This is a genomic window from Chromatiales bacterium (assembly GCA_020445605.1).
GTDB lineage: Bacteria > Pseudomonadota > Gammaproteobacteria > JAGRGH01 > JAGRGH01 > JAGRGH01.
The window spans coordinates 51,387-73,376 of sequence record JAGRGH010000057.1; the positions used below are offsets into that span (position 1 = coordinate 51,387).

Genomic DNA, 21,990 nt, shown 5'->3' on the forward strand with positions numbered 1-21,990 from the left:
ATGCAAGGTTCGCGTGGGTCCAGTACCCTTCGATTATCCCTTTTTTGTCCCGAATCCTGCAGCACACCCCATGACGACCCCCTCCAACGGCCTGCGCGAGGCGCAGACCCTGATCCGAAACGGATCCCTCAAGACCGCACGTACCACCCTGGAAAAAACGCTCGCCCAGTCGCCTGATGACACGAGTGCGCGCCAGTTGCTGGCCGACCTGCTGGTGCGCACCGGCGCGATGCCCGAGGCGATCGGACACTATCGCGTGCTCGCCGCCCAGCATCCCGAGGATGCCGGCCTTAGGGGGAATCTCGGCAACGTGCTGCTGTTCACGGGCGCATTCGGCGAGGCGGTCGATGCCTACACCGAGGTTCTGGCGCACGCGCCCGAGCACCCGCTCGCGCTCGACGGTCTGGCCGCGGCACACCTTGGCATGGGCGACCCGCAGAGCGCGCTGGCGTTTGGCGAGCGTGCGGTCAAGGCGTCGCCGACCCTTGCGTCGGCGCACTACAACCTGGCGAGGGCACAGATCGCGCTCGGGCGTACGGCCGAGGCCGAGGCCACCCTGCGCCGTGCCGTCGCCTGCGGCCCGGGATTCGCGGACGCCCATGTCAACCTCGGGGCGCTGCTGCTTGCGCGAGGGCAGGACGCCGAAGCCGAGGCCCGCCTGCGCGAAGCAGTGCGGATCAACCCGCGCCACGAAGGCGCGCACTACAACCTCGGCAACGTACTGCGGCGACGCCAGAAATACGACGCCGCCCTGGGCGCGTATTCAGCCGCACTGGAACTCAACCCCGCGGCTGCGCGCACGCATGCACAGATCGCCGCTGTGCTCGAGCAGATCAATCGCTCCGACGAGGCGCGCGCAAGCGCCGAAAGCGCGCTCACGCTCGATCCAGGGCAGACGTCAGCGACCCTGACACTCGCCCGAACGCTGCGCCGGTCACCCGACACGGCCCCACGCGCCGTCGAGCTGCTGCGCGGCTGGATCAGCAATCATCCCGAGCCAAGCGCCGACGGTGGCTCGGCGCGACTGCTGCTCGCGAGTCTGCTCGACGCAGCCGGAGAAACGGACCAGGCCTGGTCGCTGATGACGGACGGCAACACCATGCTGGACCTCAACGGCGAGCGTGATCGCGAGACCTACCGCGCCTACGTCAGCGCGTACGAACAGGCGTTCAGCGAGGAACGTCTTGCCGAGTGGCCGGACGACGACGACTATCCCGAGGCGCCGGTCTTCATCGTCGGATTCCCACGCTCGGGCACCACACTCCTCGACAGCCTGCTGCGCGGTCACCCGGCGCTGGCGGTACTGGAGGAAACCGACCTCAAACACGCAACCGAACGGCGGCTGTGGGATCAGCCCGGCGAGTTTCCGACCAATGTCCTGTCGCTGGAGTCCAGCGAACTCGACAAGCTGCGCAGGGACTGGCTGGTTCGTGCGCGCGAACTCGCTGGTCGGCGCGACGGCATCATCGTCGACAAACTGCCACTGAATCTGGTCGCCGTACCGCTGCTCGCGAGGCTGTTTCCGCGCGCACGCTTCGTGCTGGCGCTGCGCCACCCGATGGATGCGATCCTCAGCGCGCTGATGCAGGATTTCGCGCCAAATCCGGCGATGGCCCACCTGCGTGACCTGGACACCGCCGTCGCGCTTTACGTGCAGGTCTTCAAGCTCTGGGAGCGCTATCGACGCCGACTGCCACTGCAAGTCCACGCGGTTCGATATGAGGATGTGGTGGCCGATGCCGAGCGCGAAATGCGAGCGCTGATCGCATTTCTCGATCTGGAATGGGACGACCAGGTGCTCGCGCACCGTGATCGAAAGGGCCGCGGTATCGCGACCCCGAGCTATCACCAGGTCGCGCAGCCGATCTACGACACCGCCGTGGAACGCTGGCGACGTTACCGCGACCACATCGCGGCCGAGGCCATCGAACGGATCGCGCCGGTCGCCCAGGCCTACGGCTACTCGGTCGAGCCCTGAACGGGCCGGGATTCTCGGTGGGGCTGGAATCAAAACGCCTGCTCGAGGCCCGGACGCTCTGGCAGGACGGTCAGTTCACAGCGGCCCGCATGACGCTGGAACAGTTTCTGGTCGAGCACCCTGATGATCCGGACGGTCTGCAACTGCTTGGCGCCCAGCTGCTTGCGCTGGCGGAATACGCCGAATCCTCCCGCCGTTATGAACGCCTCGCCGCGTTGCGCCCGGACGACCCTGCAGTGCACGGCAATCTGGCCAACGCATTGCTGCTTGATGGCCGGTTCGATGATGCCGCGAGCGCCTATTCAAGAACGCTCGCGCTCGCACCCGACCACCCGCAGGCGCTGAACGGACTGGCCGAGGCCGAACTGGGCCGGAATCAGGCCGAGCGGGCGCTGGCACTCGCCCGACGCGCCTGCACGGCGGCCCCGAACCACGCGCCGTTTCAATACACGCTCGGCCGGGCGTTTGAGGCTCTGGAGCAATCCAGAAACGCCGAAGCGGCGTACCGTTCAGCGATAGGGCTGGCACCGAACCTTGCTCAGGCGCGTGTAAACCTTGCAGTTGGTCTGATGGACAGACATCAGTACCGCGAGGCCGCCGATCAGCTGATCGAAGCGGTGCGCGCAAATCCGGCGCTGGAACCGGCCCACTTCAACCTTGGACGGGCGTTGTTCTACCTGCAGCGACTGGAACCGGCGCTGGCGGCATTCGACGCCGCCCTGGACCTTGCTCCGCGTCATGCCGACACGCTGGCAATGAAAGCCACCGTTCTCGAACACCTCAACCGGCCGGATATGGCGCGTTTGGCGGCGGAACAGGCACTTGAGATCGAGCCGTCCAACGCCCAGGCAACCCTGACTCTGGCGCGCTGCCTGAAGCGTTCCGAGGACGGACTGGAACCCGCTGCGGACTTGCTTTCGACCTGGGTCGACCTGCATCCCGACGAGACAGACGCCACAGCCGGGTCCATTCGCCTGGAACTGGCAACGATTCTTGACCGGCTTGGCGACGAACAAAATGCCTGGGCAATGGCCAGCGCGGGCAACACCATGATCGCGGATGTCACCAAGGTCCGCACCACGGAATATGCCGAACACCTTGCTGCGTATGCCCGCGCCTTCCCGCCCGAACGCCTGAGTGACTGGCCGCAGCCGGACAGCAGCGAAACCGCCAACGAACCCGTATTCATCGTCGGTTTTCCGCGCTCGGGCACCACCCTGCTCGACAACCTGTTGCGCGGCCATCCCGGGCTGACGGTGCTGGAAGAAACGGACCTTGTGGCCACCCTTGAGCAACGCCTGCGACTGCGCGCCGGCCAGTTTCCCGTCAATGTGCTCGAACTTGACCGCACCGAACTCGCAACGCTGCGGGAGCTCTGGTTCGAGCGCGCACGCGAGCATGCACGCGGCCCGATTGCCAGGGTGGTCGACAAACTACCGCTGAACCTCGTTGCCGTGCCACTGATTGCACGCGTGTTCCCTCACGCCCGGTTCGTGCTCGTTCTGCGACATCCATTCGACGCGGTACTCAGCGGGTTTTTTCAGGATTTCGAACCAATCCCGGCCATGGCGTACTTCTTTGGAATCGAAGCCGCCGCGCAGCTGTATGAAACGGTGTTCACACTCTGGGAGCGCTACCGGGCGCATCTGCCTCTTGCCATACACGAAATCCGTTATGAGTCACTGGTGAGCGACCCCGAGGCAACCATGCGCGAACTCATCGGATATCTCGGGCTGGACTGGGATGCGCGCATTCTCGAACACGAACAGCACAGTGGCAGAGGCATCAACACACCCAGCTACCATCAGGTCGCGCAGCCAATCTACGACCGCGCCGTGGAACGCTGGCGACGTTATCGCGAGCAGATTCCCGCCGCTGTGCTCGAGCAGCTAAGACCGTTCGCCACGCAATTCGGCTACAGCGCCGATTGACGCCGAGAATCGCCGGCGGTGCCCCGGGCAACCGCTTCACTTCAGTGTGCAGCCGAACCAGAATTCGGGCGGCTTGGCGAGAAATTCCGCGGCCGGCATGTAGTGTGAGCCGTCACAGGAAAAATTGAGCCCGACCAGGCCGTTGATGACGTTCAGCGAGGCCGAGCGCAGGTAGATCGTCGAATCCGCTTCGCGTAGATCGCGCATGCGGTCGAACACCTGCGCCACGGTGTCGGGCGGAACGATCGCCCGCTCGTGATAGGGCCGGCGCGGATACGCCAGACAGACATCCGGTGCGAGTATTTCGTCGAGCACATGCAGGCGATAGCAGAACGGATCGTCGATCTGCCAGAGCGTTGCACGCGAGCTCGAGTAATGCAGCTTGGCGTGGAACACGCCGTGTTCGCGAATCAGCTGCGAGACCAGCGCGGAGACATCATCGATGCGCGCGTCCATGGCCGAGTACACCCGCTCCTGCTGAAACAGGTTCTTGCGGATCGCGGGGTCGCCCTTGATCTGGCGCCACTGTGGGCGCTCGACCGGCATGCGTTCAGTGGACGGCAGCGCGTGCAGGTCGAAGTCCGCACAAAGGCAGGCCACCACGCGACCGTCACGGACCACGGGCTGAATCGCGGTGATGCAGGCCCGGCGTGTGACCCGCGAAAAATACACCTCCGACAGCGACAGCGTCTGGCACCCCGCGCTCTCACGCAAGTAGGGGCGGTCCGAGAGATCCTGGCCAACGACGTCGGGGTCGATCCCGTCGGGTTCGACGTTGCCGCTGATCTGGCGCCCGCCCGGATCGACCACATAGGCGAGCTGCGGATCCGGCAGCAACGCAAGGCCATTGGCGAGCGTGAGATCGAGCTGGATCCGATCCGCGAGCACGACGGCACAGCGGGTCGCCAGCACGCTCATCGATAGCGCGAGCTGGAGCCTCAGCTCGAGTCTCTGTTCGCTGATCTTGGCCTTTAGAGCCGTTTCCATGGTCCATCCCGTATTGTGGTGGTGGTTCGTTGTTATTGCGGGTCTTCTGCAGGCAACCCGTCTCTTTTGCATACCGTCCGCTGGCATGAACACTCAGAGTACGCCGGATCCATGGCGGTTCCATGAAAAACCAAGCAATCATTGTGCCTGTTTATGACGGCCGCGTGGCGCGGTTTCGGTCCTCATCCCTGCGCCGCCGTGGTGCGATTGCCCGTGCGACGGCCTGAATCGCACCGCACCAGCGCATACAATGCGTCGGCCTGACCGAACGGGAGCACAGTCCACCATGTCGACCACTGAAGCCGCTGAAATCTACCTGGGTGCCGCCGGCACGGAGCCGCAACGCCTGCTTGCCGCCCTGGCCAACCGTCACGGTCTGATTGCCGGTGCAACGGGCACGGGCAAGACCGTGTCACTGCAGGTCCTGGCCGAAGGTTTCTCGGCGCTGGGTGTGCCGGTGTTCATGGCCGACGTGAAAGGCGATCTCGCCGGCATCAGTCAGGCCGGCAGCACACATCCAAAGCTCGAGGAGCGCGCGCGCGTGATCGGGCTCGAGGATTACCGCTACCAGTCGTTCCCGACCGTGTTCTGGGACCTCTACGGCGAACAGGGTCACCCGGTACGCACCACAGTCTCCGAAATGGGGCCGCTGCTGCTTGCGCGTCTGCTGGAGCTGAACGAAACCCAGGAAGGCGTGCTGAACATCGCGTTTCGCGTCGCCGACGACGAAGGCCTGCTGCTGCTCGACCTCAACGACCTGCGCGCAATGCTCGGCTTTCTCAGCGACCACGCCAAGGATATCCAGGTGCGCTATGGAACCGTCGCGGCGGCCTCGGTCGGTGCAATCCAGCGACGGCTGCTGGTGCTCGAGCAACAGGGCGCCGATCACTTCTTCAGCGAACCGGCGCTGGACCTGCGTGACCTCATGCGCACGGATTTCGACGGTCGCGGCATGGTGAACGTACTCGCGGCGGACAAGCTCATGCAGTCGCCACGCCTGTACAGCACCTTCCTGCTCTGGCTGCTGTCGGAGTTGTTCGAACAACTTCCGGAGATCGGCGATCCGCCCAAGCCACGGCTGGTGTTTTTCTTCGACGAGGCACACCTGCTGTTCGACGAAGCCCCCAAGGCGCTGGTCGACAAGATCGAACAGGTCGTGCGCCTGATCCGCTCCAAGGGGGTCGGCGTGTACTTTGTCACGCAGAACCCGCTCGACGTGCCCGACTCCGTACTCGCACAGCTCGGCAACCGCGTCCAGCATGCCCTGCGCGCGTTCACCCCACGCGACCAGAAGGCCGTGCGGGCGGCCGCGCAGACGTTTCGCGCGAACCCCGCGTTCGACGCCGAGCAGGCCATCACCCAGCTGGGCGTTGGTGAGGCACTGGTGTCCACGCTCGAAAAGAAGGGTGTTCCGAGCATCGTTCAACGCACGCTGATCCGCCCACCGTCGGGCCGGCTTGGACCGATCACGGCGGAGGAACGCTCGAAGCAGATCAAGACCGGCCCCGTCGCCGGCCGCTACGAGCGCGAGGTCGATCGCGAATCGGCCTACGAGATCCTGACCGCGCGGGCCGAGGCGGCCCGGAAGGCCGCCGCCGAGGCCGAAGCGAGGGCTCGTGAAGAGGCCGAGGAACGCAAGTCGACGGGCCGCAGCAGCAATCGCCAGGGCGTCTGGGAGACGATGGCCAAAAGTGTTGCGCGGGCCGTGGGAACCCGGCTCGGCCGCGATCTGCTGCGTGGCGTGCTGGGCTCCCTCACGCGCAAGCGCTGATCGTTCATTCGCAACGGTCGCGCGCGCCGGGTCATTTGTCAGGAATTGCAAATTCCCCGGCCAGACCCTTGGCCGCGGACGGGCCGGTTTCGATAATGAGTCGCGAGAACGGTTCACTGTTCTCGCAATAGCCCCCTGTTGCGACCCGCCCCCGGCCCCTCCCGACCCCCAAATGCCGGAGCGGGTCTTTTTTTGAACGCTGATCAAGCCGTCCGGGCTTGACAGCTCTACGAAAACGAAAAAATGTCATTTTTCGTTTTCTCTCATTTTCTCCGGCTTGCTGCCGTCGAAAATGGCGGCACCTCCCTGTGCCGCGGACATTCGTGGCCCCGCCCACAATCTCGCGTAGAACACGCTGATCAATCTTTGAACGCTGATCAAGCCGTCCGGGCTTGACAGCTCTACGAAAACGAAAAAATGTCATTTTTCGTTTTCTCTCATTTTCTCCGGCTTGCTGCCGTCGAAATGGCGGCACCTCCCTGTGCCGCGGAAATCCGCGGCCCCGCCCACAATCTCGCGTAGAACATGCTGATCAATCATTGAACGCTGATCATTCCGTCGAAGGATTGCCAGCTTCACGCAGACGAAAATCGCGGTTTTTCGTTTTTCCCACCATGCCCCGCCGTCCACGCGCATATCTCGATAACAATCCGACCCCGGCCCCCTTCTCCGGGAACCGTTTCCCCGGCGTGAATGCGTTGGCAATTCTCTATAGCCGCACGTCGCACGCTGCGGGACCCAAAATGTTGCGCAATCGTGGGATCAGCGGTCGCCCGTCGTGTAGCATGCTCGACCGTCAGTCAAGCAAACGTGGATGGGAGAATGTCAGCGAGAAGAATCTTGAGTCCGGCCGCAGCGTTCGTGCTGGCGCTTTGTGCCCCTTCCGCCCGAGCGACGCTTTTGGACGACGGCGGATTTGACGCCGCAACTTCAGGTTCGCAGACCAGTAACAGCAACTGGGTTCTGACCACTAATTTCCCCGACACCACCAACGCCGGCGCCCAGTTTCAAACGGGTTTTGCCAACGCCAACAACACGGGCGTCGGCGGCACGCAGCCTCCCGGCACGGGCACCGGTATATGGATCAGGTCATTCGAAGGCAACCAGGGTGAAGGCGGTGATCCACTGGTCAATGCGGATATCACGCAAAGCATTCTGGCGCCGTTCACCGGAAACTACAGCCTAACCTTCGTGGTTGGGCGCGAATCCAACTTCAGCGCGGACCAATTCGGGGTGACCCTGTTCTCCAGCGGGACCGGCGGCTCGGCCAGCGTCGACCTTCGTGCGGCGGTTATTCCCGACGGCAATCTCGGTGGCGCGGCATCGGGGAACCCCGGGGGGACACTGTTCAACCTGTTTCTGTTCGGCGTCAGCGCCGGGGACACCCTGACCGTCAGTGGTTTCGTCGTCAACGGGCGGGACTCGTTGCTGGTCGGTGGCCAGTCGGCCTTTCTGGACAACTTCGAGTTGAACGGCGTAGCGACGGCTCCAGTACCCAGCGCGTTTGCGTTACTCGCGCTCGGCGGCCTGCTGCTGGGCGTGACGGCGCGCCGGCTGGTTTAGTGGCGGGGTCTTTGGCTCAGCTCAGCCAGCGGCATGCCTGCTACCTGAGAAAAGGGGCCAGGTTCGAATTTCTTTGCTCGCCCCCCAAGGTCCTGACCACACGGCGCACCGCGCCGAGTGCGAACAACGCCCCTCCGGCGCATAACATAGTGCGCACCTAGGGCCTGTTCACACTGCGCCAAGCGCAGCGTGAACAGGCCCTAAGACCGCGCCGGCAACCTCATCGCGCTTGCCTGCACCCGGCAGGTAGTTGAAAGAGGCGCATCCATCGCCTATCCAAGACGCAACCGAAAAGCGCGGTTTTCGGTGGATCACGGGCCGTTGAAAAGAGAATTTCAACAGCCTGCCAGAGCTGGTAACTTGGCAGGTCCGCAAACCTGCCGTCGGAGCGGAACCTTGCGCGCGATCCTCCTGTGGAGCGGTGTCTATCTCGCGCTCGTGCTGGCGCCACTGGTCGCCCTGCTCGTCGGCCCGGCGCCACGGGGCGCCGGTCTTGCCTGGGATTTCGCAATGGCGCTGGGTTTCGCGGCCACCAGTGCCATGGGCCTGCAGTTTCTGCTGACCGCCCGCTTCCGGCGTGCAAGCGCACCGTTCGGAATCGACATCATTTACTACTTCCACCGCTACATGGCAGTCGTCGTGCTGACGGCGGTCGGCGGCCACTATCTCGTGATCCGCGTCATCAATCCGGAACTGCTCGACGGCACGAAGCTGACGGATGCGCCTGGATATCTGACGGCCGGGCGGATCGCGACCGTCTGTCTCGTCGCAATCGTCGTGACTTCGCTGTGGCGCAAGCGACTGCGCATCCCGTACGACGCCTGGCGTATCGCCCACACCTTGCTCGCGGTCGGCGCGTTCGTGCTGGCGATCGTGCATATCCGGGCCGCTGGACGCCACCTGAACACCCCGATGCAGCAGGTGTTGTGGGGCCTCTATTCGCTGGGCTGGTTGTACCTCGTCATCCACATCCGCGTAATCAAACCGTGGCGCATGCACACGCGGCCCTGGCGGGTTGCCGAGGTGCGTACAGAGAGTTTGGACAGTCACACACTCGTGCTCGAACCCGTCGGTCACGCCGGCCTAAGGTTCCGACCCGGACAGTTCGCTTGGCTGACGCTCGACGCGTCGCCCTGGCGCATGCGCGAGCACCCGTTCTCGATTGCCTCGAGCGCCGAACATCCAGAACGTATCGAGTTCACGATCAAGGCGCTGGGCGACTTCACGCGCACGATCGGGCCGGACGCGCTCGGCAAGAGCGCCTGTCTCGATGGTCCCTACGGCGTGTTCAGCGTGGATCGTCATCCCGCCGCAAGTGGTTTTGTGTTCATCGCCGGCGGCGTCGGCATCGCGCCGATCATGTCGATGCTGCGCACGCTGGCGGAGCGTGGCGACACTCGGCCGATCCGGCTCGTCTATTGCAACCGGCGGGCGGACAATGTTCTGTTTCGTGACGAGATCGATGCGCTGCGCACTCGGCTCGACCTCGAGGTCACGCATGTGATCGACGAGCCGCACCAGGCAAAAGACGCCGTGGCCGGTCCAGTCAGCGAGACCACCCTGACGGCGGCGCTTGCACCCGAGACGCGCGCGTTCGAGCATTTTCTATGTGGGCCGAAGGCCATGAGCGGGCAGGTACAACAGGCCCTGCACCGACTTGGCGTTCCGGCAGGTCGGGTACATTTCGAACTCTTCGACATGGCCTGAGAATTCACGCAATGACGACTGGCACTACCGTGTACAAGATCATGACGCACCAAGCAACACATGCGTGAACGCTGGGCGATCTTGCTTGCCGCGCTGACCGCGCTCCTGATGGTGGCGATGTCGGCACTGTTCGCGCGCGTGCAGAACCCGCCGGCCGTGGCCACGCCGGCAGTGGCGCAGACACCAGGGCCAGCAGCCGCGCCAGCGCCGGACTCAGTCGTGATCGAGCGCGGACGAAGCGTGTTTCGCGAACAGGGTTGCAGCAGCTGTCATTCCGCCGCCGGCGAAGGGTTCGGCAGTTCCCTTGATGGCGTTGCCGAACGGCGGTCCGCGGCGGAACTGCGTGCCTGGATCACCGGCGACGACAGCCTGCGCGGACAGGCTTCGGACGGGCTGCTCGCGCTCAAGCAGCGCTATCGCGGTCTTGCCGTGGAGGACCTGGACGCACTGGTCGCCTTTTTGTCAGCCTCGCGTCCGCAGCCCGACTGATCGCCAAGCAGGCGCTGATGGACGCGGGTGTCTCTCCCGGTGGCGGTCAGCCCGGCGCGGCGTCGACCAGTTCCGTGGTCTCGTTGGCGCAGCGCACATGCCGCGCGAACCCGACGTCGTCCGGGAAGGTCTGCGCGATCACCCAGACCTGACGCAGTTCACCACTCAGTTTCGGCAGCGCCTCGAGCGCGGAACGCATGCGCGTTTCATCGAAGAACGCAAACGGCTCGTCCAGGAACGCAAACTGCGGACCGCGGATCGCGGCATCGATGAGTTCCTGGGACAGGGCGAGCCGCACCGCGAGCATGATCTGGCGCTGGGTGCCGCTGGAGACCTCGTCGAGGTTCATGAAGTCGCGTTTCTCGGTCGAGAACACGCGCACGTCGAGTCGTTCGTCGACCTGCAGGTGTTCATAACGTCCCTGCGTGAACAGCGGCAGCGAGCGCCCGACCCAGTCGCGGATGTGCGCGTTGAACTGCTTGGAGACGGTACGCGCCGCGCCACTGAGCAGGTCCACGGCGAGTTCCCGCGTACGGACCCGGGCGAGATGCTCGTTGCTGCGCCGCTGCAGGTCTTCGGCGGCCTGCTCGATGTCGCGCGCTCGGGCAAGGCGGGCCTGCTCCTCGGCGATGGCTGCATCGCAGCGTTCAACCTCGGCGGCAAACGTCGCACGATCTTCGGCGAGCGCGGCGAACAGCGCGTTGCATTCGACCGCTGCCCGATCCGGCGCGAGCGCCATGGCCCGGGCCGCGGCAAAGCGCTCGCGCGCACCGGCACGATCGTAGGCCGCGCGCCCGGTCGGCTCCTCGCCATCAGCATCATTGCCGGCGTCGCCATCGCCGGCCTGGTCCAGCCAGCCCAGCGCGGCGTCGGCCTCGTCGCAGAGCGCGGCGCCGGCTGTCGCAAAGCCCTTGGCGCGACGCGCTGCACCGTTCGCGGCCACCGCGGCGATCAGCCACAACACGGTGGCGACTCCGGCGACCGGCAGGAGGTACGGCAGGTACTGATCCCAGTTCGGGATGTTCGCGCCCAACCAGGGCCCGACCGGATCATTCGGCATGAACCGCCCCAGACCGAGAATCGCCCAGCCGGCGATCGCGATCAGCGCGGCGAGCCAGGCGAGCGCACTCCAGCGGCCCTTCGTCGCGCGCGCCGTCGCATGGCCGCGTGCGGCCTGCGGGTAGTCGGCAACGGCCTTCGAGACGCCTTCGGTGCGCGCATCGATCTCCGCGACCGCATCGGCAAACGGCTGCCGCTCGGCTTCGAGGGCGGCGAGTTGCGCCGGGTCAATGTTCAGCTCGCGCAGCGCCTCGACCATCGCCTCGCGCTCCTCGCGCGCACGGGCGATCGCATCCTGTTCCGCCGGAATGCTCGCGAAAATGGCTTCACTGACGCGCTCGAAACTCGCCACCCCGGCCATGGCCTTCACGGCCTGCGAGTGCGGCTGCGGTGTGGTCATCTCGCGCTGGGCGAGATAGAACGATTCGACGAACTCCGGGTAGGCAAAGCCGATCAGGTCGGCAAGCGCGGCGTCCACGACCTCCACGCCGCGGGCCATGGCGTGTTCGGGATGATCGAGATCGATGAGCTGCGCGCCGCGATTGCCCTCGTGGTCCAGATAGCGCGTGACGCGAAAACGCCCGCGTTCCGTGGCGAATTCCACGGCCGCGCTGGCGCGCGTCGCGCCCCAGCGGATGACCTTGGTGATGTCCCGGTCGCCGAGCGAGAACGTGCGTCCGAACAGCGCGAAGCAGACCGTTTCGCCGATCGTGCTCTTGCCGGACTCGTTGCGGCCGGACACCGCGATCACGCCCTGCGCGGGCAGGTCGCGCAGCGCCAGGTGGCGATACTTCAGACAGTCGTGCGACTCGATGCCCGTAATGATCACAGCACGCCCTCGCCTTCGAGCCCGCCGAGCTTGTTGAGCACGAGTTCCACGGCCGCGTCGTAAAGCTGCGGGTCGAAGTCGTCGTCGGCATTCTCGCGACGTTCGCGCTCGGCAGCGGCGTATTCGCTGAACTTCTGCGCGGACACCGCGCGCTTGGGGTCGGCCTGTGTCATTCGAATGCCTCCTGAGCGATTCAATACTCGCAATTCACAAGGGAAGCTCTGATCGATCCATCCCGGATGGATCAGAGGTTCGATCAATATTTCGCCATGGCCGGATCCACGTCCCGCGCCCAGCCATCGATCCCGCCACGCAGATTCACGACATTGGCGAAGCCGTTCTGTTCGAGGAACCGCACGACGGCGTAGCTGCGCACGCCGTGGTGACAGATCACGACCGTTTCGCGTTCGCGGTCGAGCCGGTCGAGCGCGGCGGGAATCTCACGCATCGGCACATGTTCGGCGCCGTCGAGACGGCAGATCGCCAGTTCCCAGGATTCGCGCACATCGAGCAGGTGCGGTTGCCCGGCCGGCTCGGCGAGCCGTTGCGCGAGTTCACGCGCATTGAGCTCACGCATGGCGCGTCGCGCCGTTCAAAAGACGAATGCGTTGGGCTGACGTGCGTTGACGAGCGGGTCGACGACCGTCTCGAACAGGCTCTGCATGGACCAGGCGTTGGCGTCCACGCGGGTGTACAGCCGCGCCTCCATGACCGGCTGCGTGCCGACGATGACGAACAGCCGGCCGCCGATGGCGAGATTCGTGCGGAACTCGCCCTGGTAGTCCGGCAGCGAGCCGGTCACGGCGATCGCATCGAAGCTTGCGGACATCGGCTCCAGCGCATCGCCGGTCACAACCTCGACATTCTTCGCACCGGCTGCGGTCAGTCGCCCGCGCGCCGCGTCTGCAAGTTCGGGGACGATCTCGATTGTTCGCGCGCTGTCGGCCAGACGGCCCAGCAGCGCCGCGACATATCCGGTACCCGTGCCGACCTCCAGCGCGCGTTCGCCGGGTTGCACGTCGAGCGCCTGCAGCATGCGTGCCTCGACGCGCGGCGGCAGCATGTGCTGGCCGTGGCCAATCGGGATCGCGGTGTCCGCGTAGGCGAGATTGCGCAGTTCGGCGGGCACGAAGGCCTCGCGCTCGAACTGGCCCATGAGATCGAGCACACGCAGGTCCAGCACATCCCAGGGGCGGATTTGCTGCTCGATCATGTTGAAGCGCGCCTGCGCCAGATCCAGTTCGCTCATCACGCGATGCTCAAAAAACGGGCGAGGCGCGCAAGGGTAGCCCGAGCCCCGCGCCCCGGCAAGCCGGCACTCATCGGGCACCCGCGCTCACGCGCGCCGCCGCGGCCACGGCCGTTTCGCGCGCCTCGGCGACCGACTCCGCGCGCGCCAGGACCACGCCCATGCGCCGACGGCCGGCCACCGCGGGCTTGCCGAACAGGCGCAGCTGGGTGTCGGGCGCGGCCAGCGCCGCGTCCACGCCGGAGAACACCGGGCCGGCCAGATCGCCCTCGACCAGGATCACGGCCGAGGCAGCCGGCCCGAGCTGGCGAATCGCCGGAATCGGCAGGCCGAGGATTGCGCGCGCGTGCAGCGCGAACTGCGACAGATCCTGGCCGATCATGGTGACCATGCCGGTGTCATGCGGTCGCGGCGAGACTTCGCTGAAGATGACCTCGTCGCCGCGCACGAACAGCTCCACGCCAAAGATGCCGCGCCCGCCGAGCGCGCTGGTGATCGTGCCGGCAATCTCGCGCGCGCGCGCGAGCGCGGCCTCGGACATCGGCTGCGGCTGCCAGCTCTCGCGGTAGTCGCCGTCGATCTGAATATGGCCCACCGGCTCGCAGAAACTCGTGCCGCCCTCGTGGCGAACCGTCAGCAGCGTGATTTCATAGTCGAATTCGACGAAGCCCTCGACGATCACCTTGCCGGCGCCGCTGCGGCCGCCGGACTGCGCGTATTTCCAGGCCGCGCCCACATCGACCGAGGCATGCACGACGCTCTGACCCTTGCCCGAGGAACTCATGATGGGCTTGACCACGCACGGCAGACCCACGGCCTCGATCGCGGCGTCGAACTCCGCCCGCGTCGCGGCAAACCGGTAGGCGGAGGTCGGCAGCCCGAGTTCCTCGGCCGCCAGCCGGCGAATGCCCTCGCGGTCCATGGTCAGCCGCGCGGCGCGCGCAGTCGGGATCACCGTAAAACCCTCGTGCTCCAGCTCGACCAGGGTGCCGGTCGCAATGGCCTCGATCTCGGGCACGATCAGGTGCGGACGTTCCTGCTCGATGACTGCGCGCAGGGCCTTGCCATCGAGCATGTCGATGACATGCGAACGGTGCGCAACCTGCATGGCCGGCGAATTGGCGTAGCGATCCACCACGATCACCTCCACGCCGAAGCGCTGCAGCTCGATCACGACCTCCTTGCCGAGCTCACCGCCGCCGCAGAACAACACGCGCGTGGCCGAGGGCGACAGGGGCGTACCAATGGAAACCATCACGGCGGTCCGGTTGCGAAACAGGGGCGGCGGATTATACCCAGCAGGCTGGAGCCAGCCTTCCGGCAAACGGCCCGGCGGGTGCGGGGCGGTTTTGGTAAAGTGCCCGAACTTCCCCGGACGCCGGTGCTCGCGGCCGGTCGTGCGCGCGGCCGCCATGCCGGCGCCACCGACGCGCGATCGTTCGTCCCCGCCCGACGCACCAGAGGCGAGCCATGAACGCGATCCCCCAGGAACTGTCACTGAAAACCGCGCAGCTGTCCGCTGCCGTCACGCGCGCGTTCCCGGGCTCCACGAGGCGCTACCTGCGCGGCGTGCTGCACGATATCCGCGTACCGTATCGCGAGATCGAACTGACGCCGACGCACACCAACACCGGTGTGGAGGCCAACCCGCCGGTCCCGGTCTACGACACCTCCGGCCCCTACACCGACCCGGCCGTCGAGATCGATCTGCACAGCGGCCTGCCGCCCCTGCGGGCGAGCTGGATCGAGGCCCGCGGCGACACCGAGCAACTGTCCGGCCCGAGTTCCGAATACGGGCGGGCGCGCGAGGCCGATCCGGCGCTCGCGCATCTGCGCTTTGAACACCGCCGCGCCCCGCGCCGGGCGCGCACCGGCGCGAACGTCACACAGATGCACTATGCGCGGCGCGGCGAGATCACCGCCGAAATGGAATTCGTCGCACTGCGCGAAAACCAGCGCCTCGATGAGCTGCGAGCCGATCCACGCTATGCCACGCTTTTGCGTCAGCATCGCGGGCAGCACTTCGGCGCCGCGCTGCCCGACACCATCACCGCGGAGTTCGTGCGCGACGAGGTCGCGCGCGGGCGCGCCATCATTCCGGCCAACATCAATCACCCGGAACTCGAGCCCGTGATCATCGGACGCAACTTCCGGGTCAAGATCAACACCAACATCGGCAACTCGGCCGTGACTTCGTCGATCGGCGAAGAGGTCGAGAAACTGGTCTGGTCGTGTCGCTGGGGCGGTGACACGCTCATGGACCTTTCCACTGGCCGCAACATCCACGAAACGCGCGAATGGATCGTGCGCAACAGCCCCGTGCCGATTGGCACCGTGCCGATCTACCAGGCGCTCGAAAAGGTCGGCGGCCGTCCCGAGGAACTGACCTGGGCGCTGTTTCGCGACACGCTGATCGAACAGGCCGAACAGGGCGTGGACTATTTCACAATCCACGCCGGTGTGCGGCTCGCCTATGTTCCGCTGACCGCCCAGCGCGTGACCGGCATCGTCTCGCGCGGCGGTTCGATCATGGCGAAGTGGTGTCTCTCGCATCATCGGGAAAGCTTCCTGTACACGCACTTCGACGAGATCTGCGAGATCATGCGTGCCTACGACGTGTCGTTTTCGCTCGGCGACGGACTGCGCCCCGGTTCGATCGCGGATGCGAACGACCGCGCGCAGTTCGCCGAACTCGAAACCCTGGGCGAGCTGACCCGGCGCGCCTGGGCACAGGACTGCCAGGTCATGATCGAAGGACCGGGCCACGTGCCCATGCAGCTCATCGAAGAGAACATGCACAAGGAACTGCGCGACTGCTTCGAGGCGCCGTTCTACACCCTGGGCCCGCTCACGACTGACATCGCGCCGGCCTACGACCACATCACCAGTGCCATCGGCGCAGCGCAGATCGGCTGGTATGGCACCGCCATGCTCTGCTATGTGACACCGAAGGAGCACCTCGGCCTGCCGAATCGCGAGGACGTGCGCGACGGCATCGTCGCCTACAAGATCGCCGCGCACGCGGCCGATCTCGCCAAGGGTCTGCCGGGCGCACAGCTGCGCGACAACGCACTGTCCAAGGCACGTTTCGAGTTCCGCTGGGAAGACCAGTTCAACCTGTCTCTGGACCCGGAGCGCGCGCGCGAGTATCACGACGCGACGCTGCCAAAAGAGGCGCACAAGGTCGCGCACTTCTGTTCCATGTGCGGCCCGCAGTTCTGCTCGATGAAAATCACGCAGGACGTACGCGACTATGCGGCAAGGATCGGTGCGTCCGATCAGGACGTGCTGGCACGCGGCATGGCCGACAAGGCCGCCGAATTCAATGCCGAGGGCGCCGAGATCTACAAGCCGGTCTGACCGGAACGCGTCAACCGGCACGGACGAAAGCCATGCGCGGCGGAATTCTAGCGCTCATCGCGCTGCTGCTGCTGCTTGGCGCCGCCTGCGACAGCGGCCCACCCGACGTAACCACGATCCGTGTCGGCGGCACGCCGGTGCGCGTGGAAATCGCGGACAGCCAGAGTGAACGACGCAGGGGACTTTCTGGACGCGACTCACTCGGCGCGGGCCGCGGCATGCTGTTCGTGTTCGATCAGCCGCAGATTCTGCGTTTCTGGATGAAGGACACGCACTTCGACCTCGACATCGGGTTCTTCGATGCCGAAGGCCGGCTCGTGTCGATCGAATCCATGCGCGCCGAAGACACGCAGACGATCACCGCCTCACCCCTGCCGGCGCTGTATGCGCTGGAGGTTCCGGCCGGCTGGTTCGATGCGCACGACATACCGCCGGACGCCATGCTGAACTTCGGATCGGCGCGCTGACCGACCGCACGTCACGCACGGTGACGGCAGATCAGCCGGTCTGATCGAGTTGGGATTCGGCCACCACGCGATTGCGTCCCAGCGCCTTCGCGCGATACAGACAATCATCGCCGCGCCGGGTGAGGCTGTCCTGGGTGTCACCGTCGCGGTATGCCGCAACACCGGCGCTGAGGGTCTGCCGACCGACGCGCGCAAATTCATGCCTAGCCGTGGCCTCCAGCAGTTTTTCGGCGAATCGGCTTGCATCCGCGATACCGGTATTCGGCAGCAGAACGATGAATTCCTCGCCGCCCCAGCGTCCGAGGTGATCGGTCTGACGGGTCTGGTTGCGGAACAGCCCGGCAATGTCGACCAGCACCGCGTCGCCGACCTGATGGCCAAAGCCGTCATTGACCGCCTTGAAATGATCGAGGTCGATCAGCACCACTGACAGTGGCTGCGCATAACGCCGCGCGCGCGCGAGTTCCTGCTCGAACAGCTGATCGATCTTCGCGCGATTCCACAAGCCCGTGAGCTTGTCGGTCACCGACAGCCTTTCGATGTCTGTGTAGTTTTCCTCGAGTTTGTCCGACAGGGCGTTGAACCAGTACGTCAGCTCGCCCAGCTCATCGTTGCTGGCATGGCTCAGGCGACGCGAAAAATCGGGCTCCTGCTGGGCGAGTTCGCGCATCGCGGTCTTGACCTGGTCCAGATTGCGCCGCGTGGACAGTGACAGCTGAAAAGTGATCCACAGGGTCACCAGCAGCAGGGTGGCACCGATCGCCAGTGCGACCAGGTTCGAATGGCGCTGATCGTACTGGATGCGCTGAATCTCCGCCTCCAGGCGCTTCGCCAGCAGTCCGTGCAGTGCCTGGAAGTCGTCCCGGGACGCGACATAGGAACGTTCCACGCCATCGATCAGGGCATTGTTCTGCTCGGCGCCGCTGGTCGGATCCAGCATGGAGAGCGAGAGCTTCAGTGCGTGGCTGTAGTAGTCATGGAACTGCTGGCGCTGCGCACTGATGTGTTGGGCGGGAACGATGTTTTCGTATGCCGCGAGCTGGCCCAGATTCTCGATGATCCGGTTCGCGTGCAGCTGCGTATTGGAGACCCACTCCCGCTCGCCGGCCAACACGGCATCCTTCAGCGCCGTGGCAACGGAATCCAGCAGGATCGCATTCTGGTTCGCGAGATCGACCGCCGGCAGATACTCACCGTAGATCGCTTCCAGGTTGCTGACGCTGCGCTGCTTGTCCAGATAGCCGTGCAGCAGATAGACCGAATACAGCAGCGCCGCGATGATTGGCGCGACCAACATCCGCTGGAAAATCGTCAGCTCGAATGTACGCCGGCGCATGAATCCAAAAGCAGGCTGCTAGAATCAGACAACTATAACAGTCACCTGTACCACGTCCGCGAACAAGAGTCGCGGCCGCAGCCGCCGGTACGTTGAGATAGGTTCTTATGTCAGGGGCACATACCAAACGGTTTGTACGCAGAGCCGGCTGCTTGCTGCTGGCTGCGCTCGCCATGCCGCGAGCCCACGGCACAGAACTGCCGGACTGGCTGACCGTCCACGGGTTCTTCAGCCTTACCGCGGAAGTCAGTCACGGCGAGGACCTGCCACGGCCGCCGCTCGACGAAGGCGAGGTTTCGCTCAAAAGCTCCGTCATTGGCGTGCAGGCGGAAATCGAATTGGCCGAGGACCTGAGCCTGATCGGCCAGGCAGTGAGCACCCGGCGTGAATTCAAGGACTTCACGCCCAAACTCGAGTGGGCCTATCTGAGCCACGACGCAGGCGACGGCCTCAACCTGCGCGGCGGTCTGCTGAAAATCCCGTTTTTCCAGGGTGCGGAGCTGCGCTACGTGGGGCTCTCGCGGCCCTGGGCGCGCCCGGTGGTGCCCGACAGCGGCGCGGCCGGGTTCAACGATTACTACGGCGGCGAGTTCATCAAGAAGCTTGCCTGGAAGGGATTCAATCTCGAGTTCCAGGGCATCCTCGGCATCGGCGAACACGAACAGGACCAGGTGGTCGACGGCCACCAGGTCGGCCTGCTGTCCGCAAAGATCGAGCACAACGATGCCTGGCTGAAGGCCGCAATATTCCACGCCCGCTACGACGTCGACACCCCCACTGGCCGTCGCATCGAGAGTGACGCCGCCGCCTGGATGTTCAGCGCCGAAGGCCAGTATCCGCTCGCCGGTTTCACGCTGAACGCGGGATTTTCGTATGCCGACATCGAGGTCAATCCCGACGACATCCTGGCCTACCTCGGTGTTTCACGGCGCTTCGGCCGGCTGACACCGTACCTCCTTGCGCAATATCACGCGCTGGACTTTGTCGTCCCGGACCTTCAGCCACCCGCTGGCGGCGCGGGCGGAATGCCGCCTGGCGGCGGTCCGCCGGCCATGCCACCGCCCGGTGCGCCCGAGGTCCGCGAGGGTCTGCTGCGCACACGATCGCTGGCGTTCGGCGTGCGCTACGACATCGGGGAACGCTATGCGCTGAAGGCCGAGGTCGAACGCGTGGACATCCACGATCACTCGTTCGCGAACCGGCCCGACCGCGATTTCGAAACAACGGTATTCAGCCTGTTGTTCGAGGGCGTGTTCTGATGAGGGCGCAGCTGCTCGGTCTGCTGCTGCTTCTGGGTGCCACACCGGAGGCGGTGGGCACGCGATTCGCGGTTGTGGTGCCGCAGGATTCGCCGGTTCACACCCTTTCGCAGGACGAGATTGCGGCCATCTTTCTGGCCAAGGCCAGCCACTATGCCGACGGCAGCCGCGCCGCGCCGATGGAAGTGACCGACTCGGGCCTGCGCAGTGAGTTCTACCGGATCATCTCCGGCAAGTCGCTCGCACAACTCAATTCCTACTGGACCACACTGATCTTCACCGGCAAGGGCCGTCCGCCCAAGCAGTTCAGCGATCACCGGACGCTCGTCGAGATGCTCCGGCGCAACCCACAGGCCATCAGCTATGTGCCGGTCGATGCGGTAAGCGACGGTCTGCGCGTCATTCACACGGTCGACTGAACTCTCCTGCGTTCAGCCCGCAGTCGTAGCTGCCGACCGGCGGCCGTCCAATGCCAGCCACACCAGCGCGGCAACGATGAGCATGACGAGCGGAATGACGCCGACATTCACCCACCACCAGCCGAAGCGGTGCAGCATCGCGCCCGCCGACAGCGACGCGAGCGTCGTCGCCGTGAACACCGAAAAGTCATTGATGGCCTGCGCCTTCGCGCGCTCCTCGGGGCGGTAGGTTTCGGTCAGCAGCGTGGTGCCACCGATGAACAGGAAGTTCCAGCTCACACCGAGCAGCAGCAGTGCCACCCAGAAGTGCCACAGCGAAGTGCCGGCCAGGTTGATCACGATCGTCAGTGCACCAAGCACCGCACCGGTCCACAACACACGTTCCACGCCGAACCTCCGGATCAGTCTTCCGGTCACGAAGGCCGGCGCAAACATGCCCAGCACATGCCACTCGATCACGAATGCGGTGTCGCTGAATTCGTGGTGATGGTGCTCCATCGCCAGCGGTGTCGCGGTCATGATGAAACTCATCACACCGTAACCGAGCATGGCACACAGCACCGCAACGATGAAACGCCGCTGACGCACGATCTCAAGTAACGGCCGTCCGGCGCCGGCGGGATGCTCCACGACATGCCCCGTGTAGCGCGTGAATGCAAGCAGCACGAACGACAGCAGGCCCATGCCGATCACGAATACGAAGCTGCCCGCGAAGCGCGCACCGTCCAACAGATGCTGACCGAAGTTCGCGAGGTTCGGGCCGACGAACGCCGCGATCACGCCGCCGACCAGCACCATGCTGATCGCGCGGGCCTTGTCCGCCACCACAACGATGTCGGCTGCTGCGAACCGGTAATAGCTGCCGAAGGCATTGAACATCCCGAGCAGCACCGCCGCCGCACAGAACCACCAGAACTCGTGCGCGCGGATCGCCAGCACGGCGACCGCGCCACCACTCACCGACAGTGCCGTCGCGGCCATGAAACCGGCCTTGCGCCCGATTCGCGCCAGCAGCCAGGCCGCCGGAATGGTCGTTGCCATGGTGGCGAGAAACTGCAACGCGAGTGGCAGCGTGGACAGCGCCTTGTCCGTGGCAAGGCTGTAGCCGACCAGGGCCGCCGCGGTGACCATGAGCGTGCTGCTGCTCATCATCAGCGCCTGACAGAGCGCGAGCAGGTAGACGGTACCGGGCAGACGGGAACTGGGCATTGGCTGGTGTCCCGGTGCGAGGCGTATGCAGGGGGCGCCTAGTGTGCAGGCTGGCGGAAGCGCCGTCATCAGGTGCCCTCACCCGTTCGTGACCGGACCCGGCGGGTTCGGCCATGAGCCCGATTTGGGCGTCCCTAAAAAATATCTAAATTAGGGGTTGCTTATATTAGTCGATGCTAATAGAATGCTCACCCATGGACCTCGTGGTCCCAAACCTAATCAACCTCTAAACCTCTTTTGGGAGACACATCATGAAAAAGATCATCGCAGCTGCCGCCCTCCTGGCCGCCACCTCCGCCAATGCCTTCTGGGGCAACGGTCCTTTCTTCGGCAACGGCATCGGTGACGGTTTCGGCGACGGCGTGGCCGACGGCTCG

19 protein-coding genes are annotated in these 21,990 nt (G+C 65.0%); 10 read left to right on the forward strand and 9 right to left on the reverse strand.

Annotated features, from left to right (window positions below):
- The first annotated feature begins 70 nt into the window (after positions 1–70).
- Both KDG50_14750 and KDG50_14755 read left to right on the forward strand, forming a co-directional pair.
- A complete protein-coding gene (locus KDG50_14750; GenBank protein MCB1866675.1) occupies positions 71–1,978 on the forward strand; it encodes a sulfotransferase in 1,908 nt (635 codons plus the stop codon).
- Positions 1,979–1,995: 17 nt separating this feature from the next.
- Positions 1,996–3,909: a sulfotransferase gene (locus KDG50_14755; protein ID MCB1866676.1), complete on the forward strand. Its 1,914-nt coding sequence runs from the start codon at positions 1,996–1,998 to the stop codon at positions 3,907–3,909.
- Between the two features lie 36 nt (positions 3,910–3,945).
- On the opposite strand, the gene KDG50_14760 is transcribed toward KDG50_14755, so the two are convergent.
- The gene (locus tag KDG50_14760) at positions 3,946–4,896 is read right to left on the reverse strand and encodes a PDC sensor domain-containing protein (GenBank protein ID MCB1866677.1); all 951 of its coding nucleotides are present in this window, start codon (positions 4,894–4,896) and stop codon (positions 3,946–3,948) included.
- 286 nt (positions 4,897–5,182) lie between these two features.
- Here KDG50_14760 and KDG50_14765 point away from each other — a divergent pair, with 286 nt between their 5' ends.
- Positions 5,183–6,667, forward strand: a complete 1,485-nt coding sequence (locus KDG50_14765) for a DUF853 family protein (protein ID MCB1866678.1) — start codon at positions 5,183–5,185, stop codon at positions 6,665–6,667.
- A gap of 420 nt (positions 6,668–7,087) precedes the next feature.
- Here KDG50_14765 and KDG50_14770 read toward each other — a convergent pair whose 3' ends face one another.
- Positions 7,088–7,303, reverse strand: a complete 216-nt coding sequence (locus tag KDG50_14770) for a hypothetical protein (protein ID MCB1866679.1) — start codon at positions 7,301–7,303, stop codon at positions 7,088–7,090.
- A gap of 204 nt (positions 7,304–7,507) precedes the next feature.
- Here KDG50_14770 and KDG50_14775 point away from each other — a divergent pair, with 204 nt between their 5' ends.
- The 3 genes from KDG50_14775 to KDG50_14785 all read left to right on the forward strand — a co-directional run bounded on the left by KDG50_14775 (position 7,508) and on the right by KDG50_14785 (position 10,426).
- A complete protein-coding gene (locus tag KDG50_14775; protein MCB1866680.1) occupies positions 7,508–8,230 on the forward strand; it encodes a hypothetical protein in 723 nt (240 codons plus the stop codon).
- 396 nt (positions 8,231–8,626) lie between these two features.
- Positions 8,627–9,937: a ferric reductase-like transmembrane domain-containing protein gene (locus KDG50_14780; protein MCB1866681.1), complete on the forward strand. Its 1,311-nt coding sequence runs from the start codon at positions 8,627–8,629 to the stop codon at positions 9,935–9,937.
- A gap of 60 nt (positions 9,938–9,997) precedes the next feature.
- Positions 9,998–10,426, forward strand: a complete 429-nt coding sequence (locus KDG50_14785; protein ID MCB1866682.1) for a cytochrome c — start codon at positions 9,998–10,000, stop codon at positions 10,424–10,426.
- A gap of 46 nt (positions 10,427–10,472) precedes the next feature.
- On the opposite strand, the gene KDG50_14790 is transcribed toward KDG50_14785, so the two are convergent.
- From KDG50_14790 to purT, 5 genes are all read right to left on the reverse strand, one after another.
- Entirely contained in the window at positions 10,473–12,314 is a 1,842-nt protein-coding gene (locus tag KDG50_14790) for an AAA family ATPase (GenBank protein ID MCB1866683.1), read from the reverse strand.
- A complete protein-coding gene (locus KDG50_14795) occupies positions 12,311–12,487 on the reverse strand; it encodes a hypothetical protein (GenBank protein MCB1866684.1) in 177 nt (58 codons plus the stop codon). The genes KDG50_14790 and KDG50_14795 overlap by 4 nt, the downstream gene beginning before the upstream one ends.
- Before the next feature lie 83 nt (positions 12,488–12,570).
- Positions 12,571–12,891, reverse strand: a complete 321-nt coding sequence (locus KDG50_14800; protein ID MCB1866685.1) for a sulfurtransferase — start codon at positions 12,889–12,891, stop codon at positions 12,571–12,573.
- A 15-nt stretch (positions 12,892–12,906) separates the two neighbouring features.
- Entirely contained in the window at positions 12,907–13,563 is a 657-nt protein-coding gene (locus KDG50_14805) for a protein-L-isoaspartate O-methyltransferase (GenBank protein MCB1866686.1), read from the reverse strand.
- Between the two features lie 70 nt (positions 13,564–13,633).
- A complete protein-coding gene (purT, locus tag KDG50_14810) occupies positions 13,634–14,818 on the reverse strand; it encodes a formate-dependent phosphoribosylglycinamide formyltransferase (GenBank protein ID MCB1866687.1) in 1,185 nt (394 codons plus the stop codon).
- A 215-nt stretch (positions 14,819–15,033) separates the two neighbouring features.
- Here purT and thiC point away from each other — a divergent pair, with 215 nt between their 5' ends.
- Both thiC and KDG50_14820 read left to right on the forward strand, forming a co-directional pair.
- Positions 15,034–16,923, forward strand: a complete 1,890-nt coding sequence (gene thiC / locus KDG50_14815) for a phosphomethylpyrimidine synthase ThiC (protein MCB1866688.1) — start codon at positions 15,034–15,036, stop codon at positions 16,921–16,923.
- A 32-nt stretch (positions 16,924–16,955) separates the two neighbouring features.
- Entirely contained in the window at positions 16,956–17,390 is a 435-nt protein-coding gene (locus KDG50_14820) for a DUF192 domain-containing protein (GenBank protein ID MCB1866689.1), read from the forward strand.
- Between the two features lie 31 nt (positions 17,391–17,421).
- Here KDG50_14820 and KDG50_14825 read toward each other — a convergent pair whose 3' ends face one another.
- Entirely contained in the window at positions 17,422–18,687 is a 1,266-nt protein-coding gene (locus KDG50_14825; GenBank protein MCB1866690.1) for a diguanylate cyclase, read from the reverse strand.
- Positions 18,688–18,899: 212 nt separating this feature from the next.
- Between KDG50_14825 and KDG50_14830 the strand changes: the two genes are divergently transcribed.
- Positions 18,900–19,985: a hypothetical protein gene (locus tag KDG50_14830; GenBank protein MCB1866691.1), complete on the forward strand. Its 1,086-nt coding sequence runs from the start codon at positions 18,900–18,902 to the stop codon at positions 19,983–19,985.
- Positions 19,985–20,404, forward strand: coding sequence for a hypothetical protein (locus tag KDG50_14835; protein ID MCB1866692.1), 420 nt, complete (start codon positions 19,985–19,987; stop codon positions 20,402–20,404). Before KDG50_14830 ends, KDG50_14835 begins: the two co-directional genes overlap by 1 nt.
- Before the next feature lie 12 nt (positions 20,405–20,416).
- Here the strand turns inward: KDG50_14835 and KDG50_14840 are convergent, their stop codons facing one another.
- Positions 20,417–21,613: an MFS transporter gene (locus KDG50_14840; protein MCB1866693.1), complete on the reverse strand. Its 1,197-nt coding sequence runs from the start codon at positions 21,611–21,613 to the stop codon at positions 20,417–20,419.
- Positions 21,614–21,990 lie beyond the last annotated feature (377 nt).

Bases quoted from the DNA above. Each gene is read 5' to 3' on its own strand.
- KDG50_14800 (MCB1866685.1), bottom strand. From the start codon at position 12,891: ATGCGTGAGCTCAATGCGCGTGAACTCGCGCAACGGCTCGCCGAGCCG.
- KDG50_14785 (MCB1866682.1), top strand. From the start codon at position 9,998: ATGCGTGAACGCTGGGCGATCTTGCTTGCCGCGCTGACCGCGCTCCTG.
- KDG50_14840 (MCB1866693.1), bottom strand. From the start codon at position 21,613: ATGCCCAGTTCCCGTCTGCCCGGTACCGTCTACCTGCTCGCGCTCTGT.
- KDG50_14750 (MCB1866675.1), top strand. From the start codon at position 71: ATGACGACCCCCTCCAACGGCCTGCGCGAGGCGCAGACCCTGATCCGA.
- KDG50_14830 (MCB1866691.1), top strand. From the start codon at position 18,900: ATGCCGCGAGCCCACGGCACAGAACTGCCGGACTGGCTGACCGTCCAC.
- KDG50_14795 (MCB1866684.1), bottom strand. From the start codon at position 12,487: ATGACACAGGCCGACCCCAAGCGCGCGGTGTCCGCGCAGAAGTTCAGC.
- KDG50_14805 (MCB1866686.1), bottom strand. From the start codon at position 13,563: ATGAGCGAACTGGATCTGGCGCAGGCGCGCTTCAACATGATCGAGCAG.
- purT (MCB1866687.1), bottom strand. From the start codon at position 14,818: ATGGTTTCCATTGGTACGCCCCTGTCGCCCTCGGCCACGCGCGTGTTG.
- KDG50_14825 (MCB1866690.1), bottom strand. From the start codon at position 18,687: ATGTTGGTCGCGCCAATCATCGCGGCGCTGCTGTATTCGGTCTATCTG.
- KDG50_14820 (MCB1866689.1), top strand. From the start codon at position 16,956: ATGCGCGGCGGAATTCTAGCGCTCATCGCGCTGCTGCTGCTGCTTGGC.
- thiC (MCB1866688.1), top strand. From the start codon at position 15,034: ATGAACGCGATCCCCCAGGAACTGTCACTGAAAACCGCGCAGCTGTCC.
- KDG50_14760 (MCB1866677.1), bottom strand. From the start codon at position 4,896: ATGGAAACGGCTCTAAAGGCCAAGATCAGCGAACAGAGACTCGAGCTG.
- KDG50_14835 (MCB1866692.1), top strand. From the start codon at position 19,985: ATGAGGGCGCAGCTGCTCGGTCTGCTGCTGCTTCTGGGTGCCACACCG.
- KDG50_14770 (MCB1866679.1), bottom strand. From the start codon at position 7,303: ATGCGCGTGGACGGCGGGGCATGGTGGGAAAAACGAAAAACCGCGATT.
- KDG50_14765 (MCB1866678.1), top strand. From the start codon at position 5,183: ATGTCGACCACTGAAGCCGCTGAAATCTACCTGGGTGCCGCCGGCACG.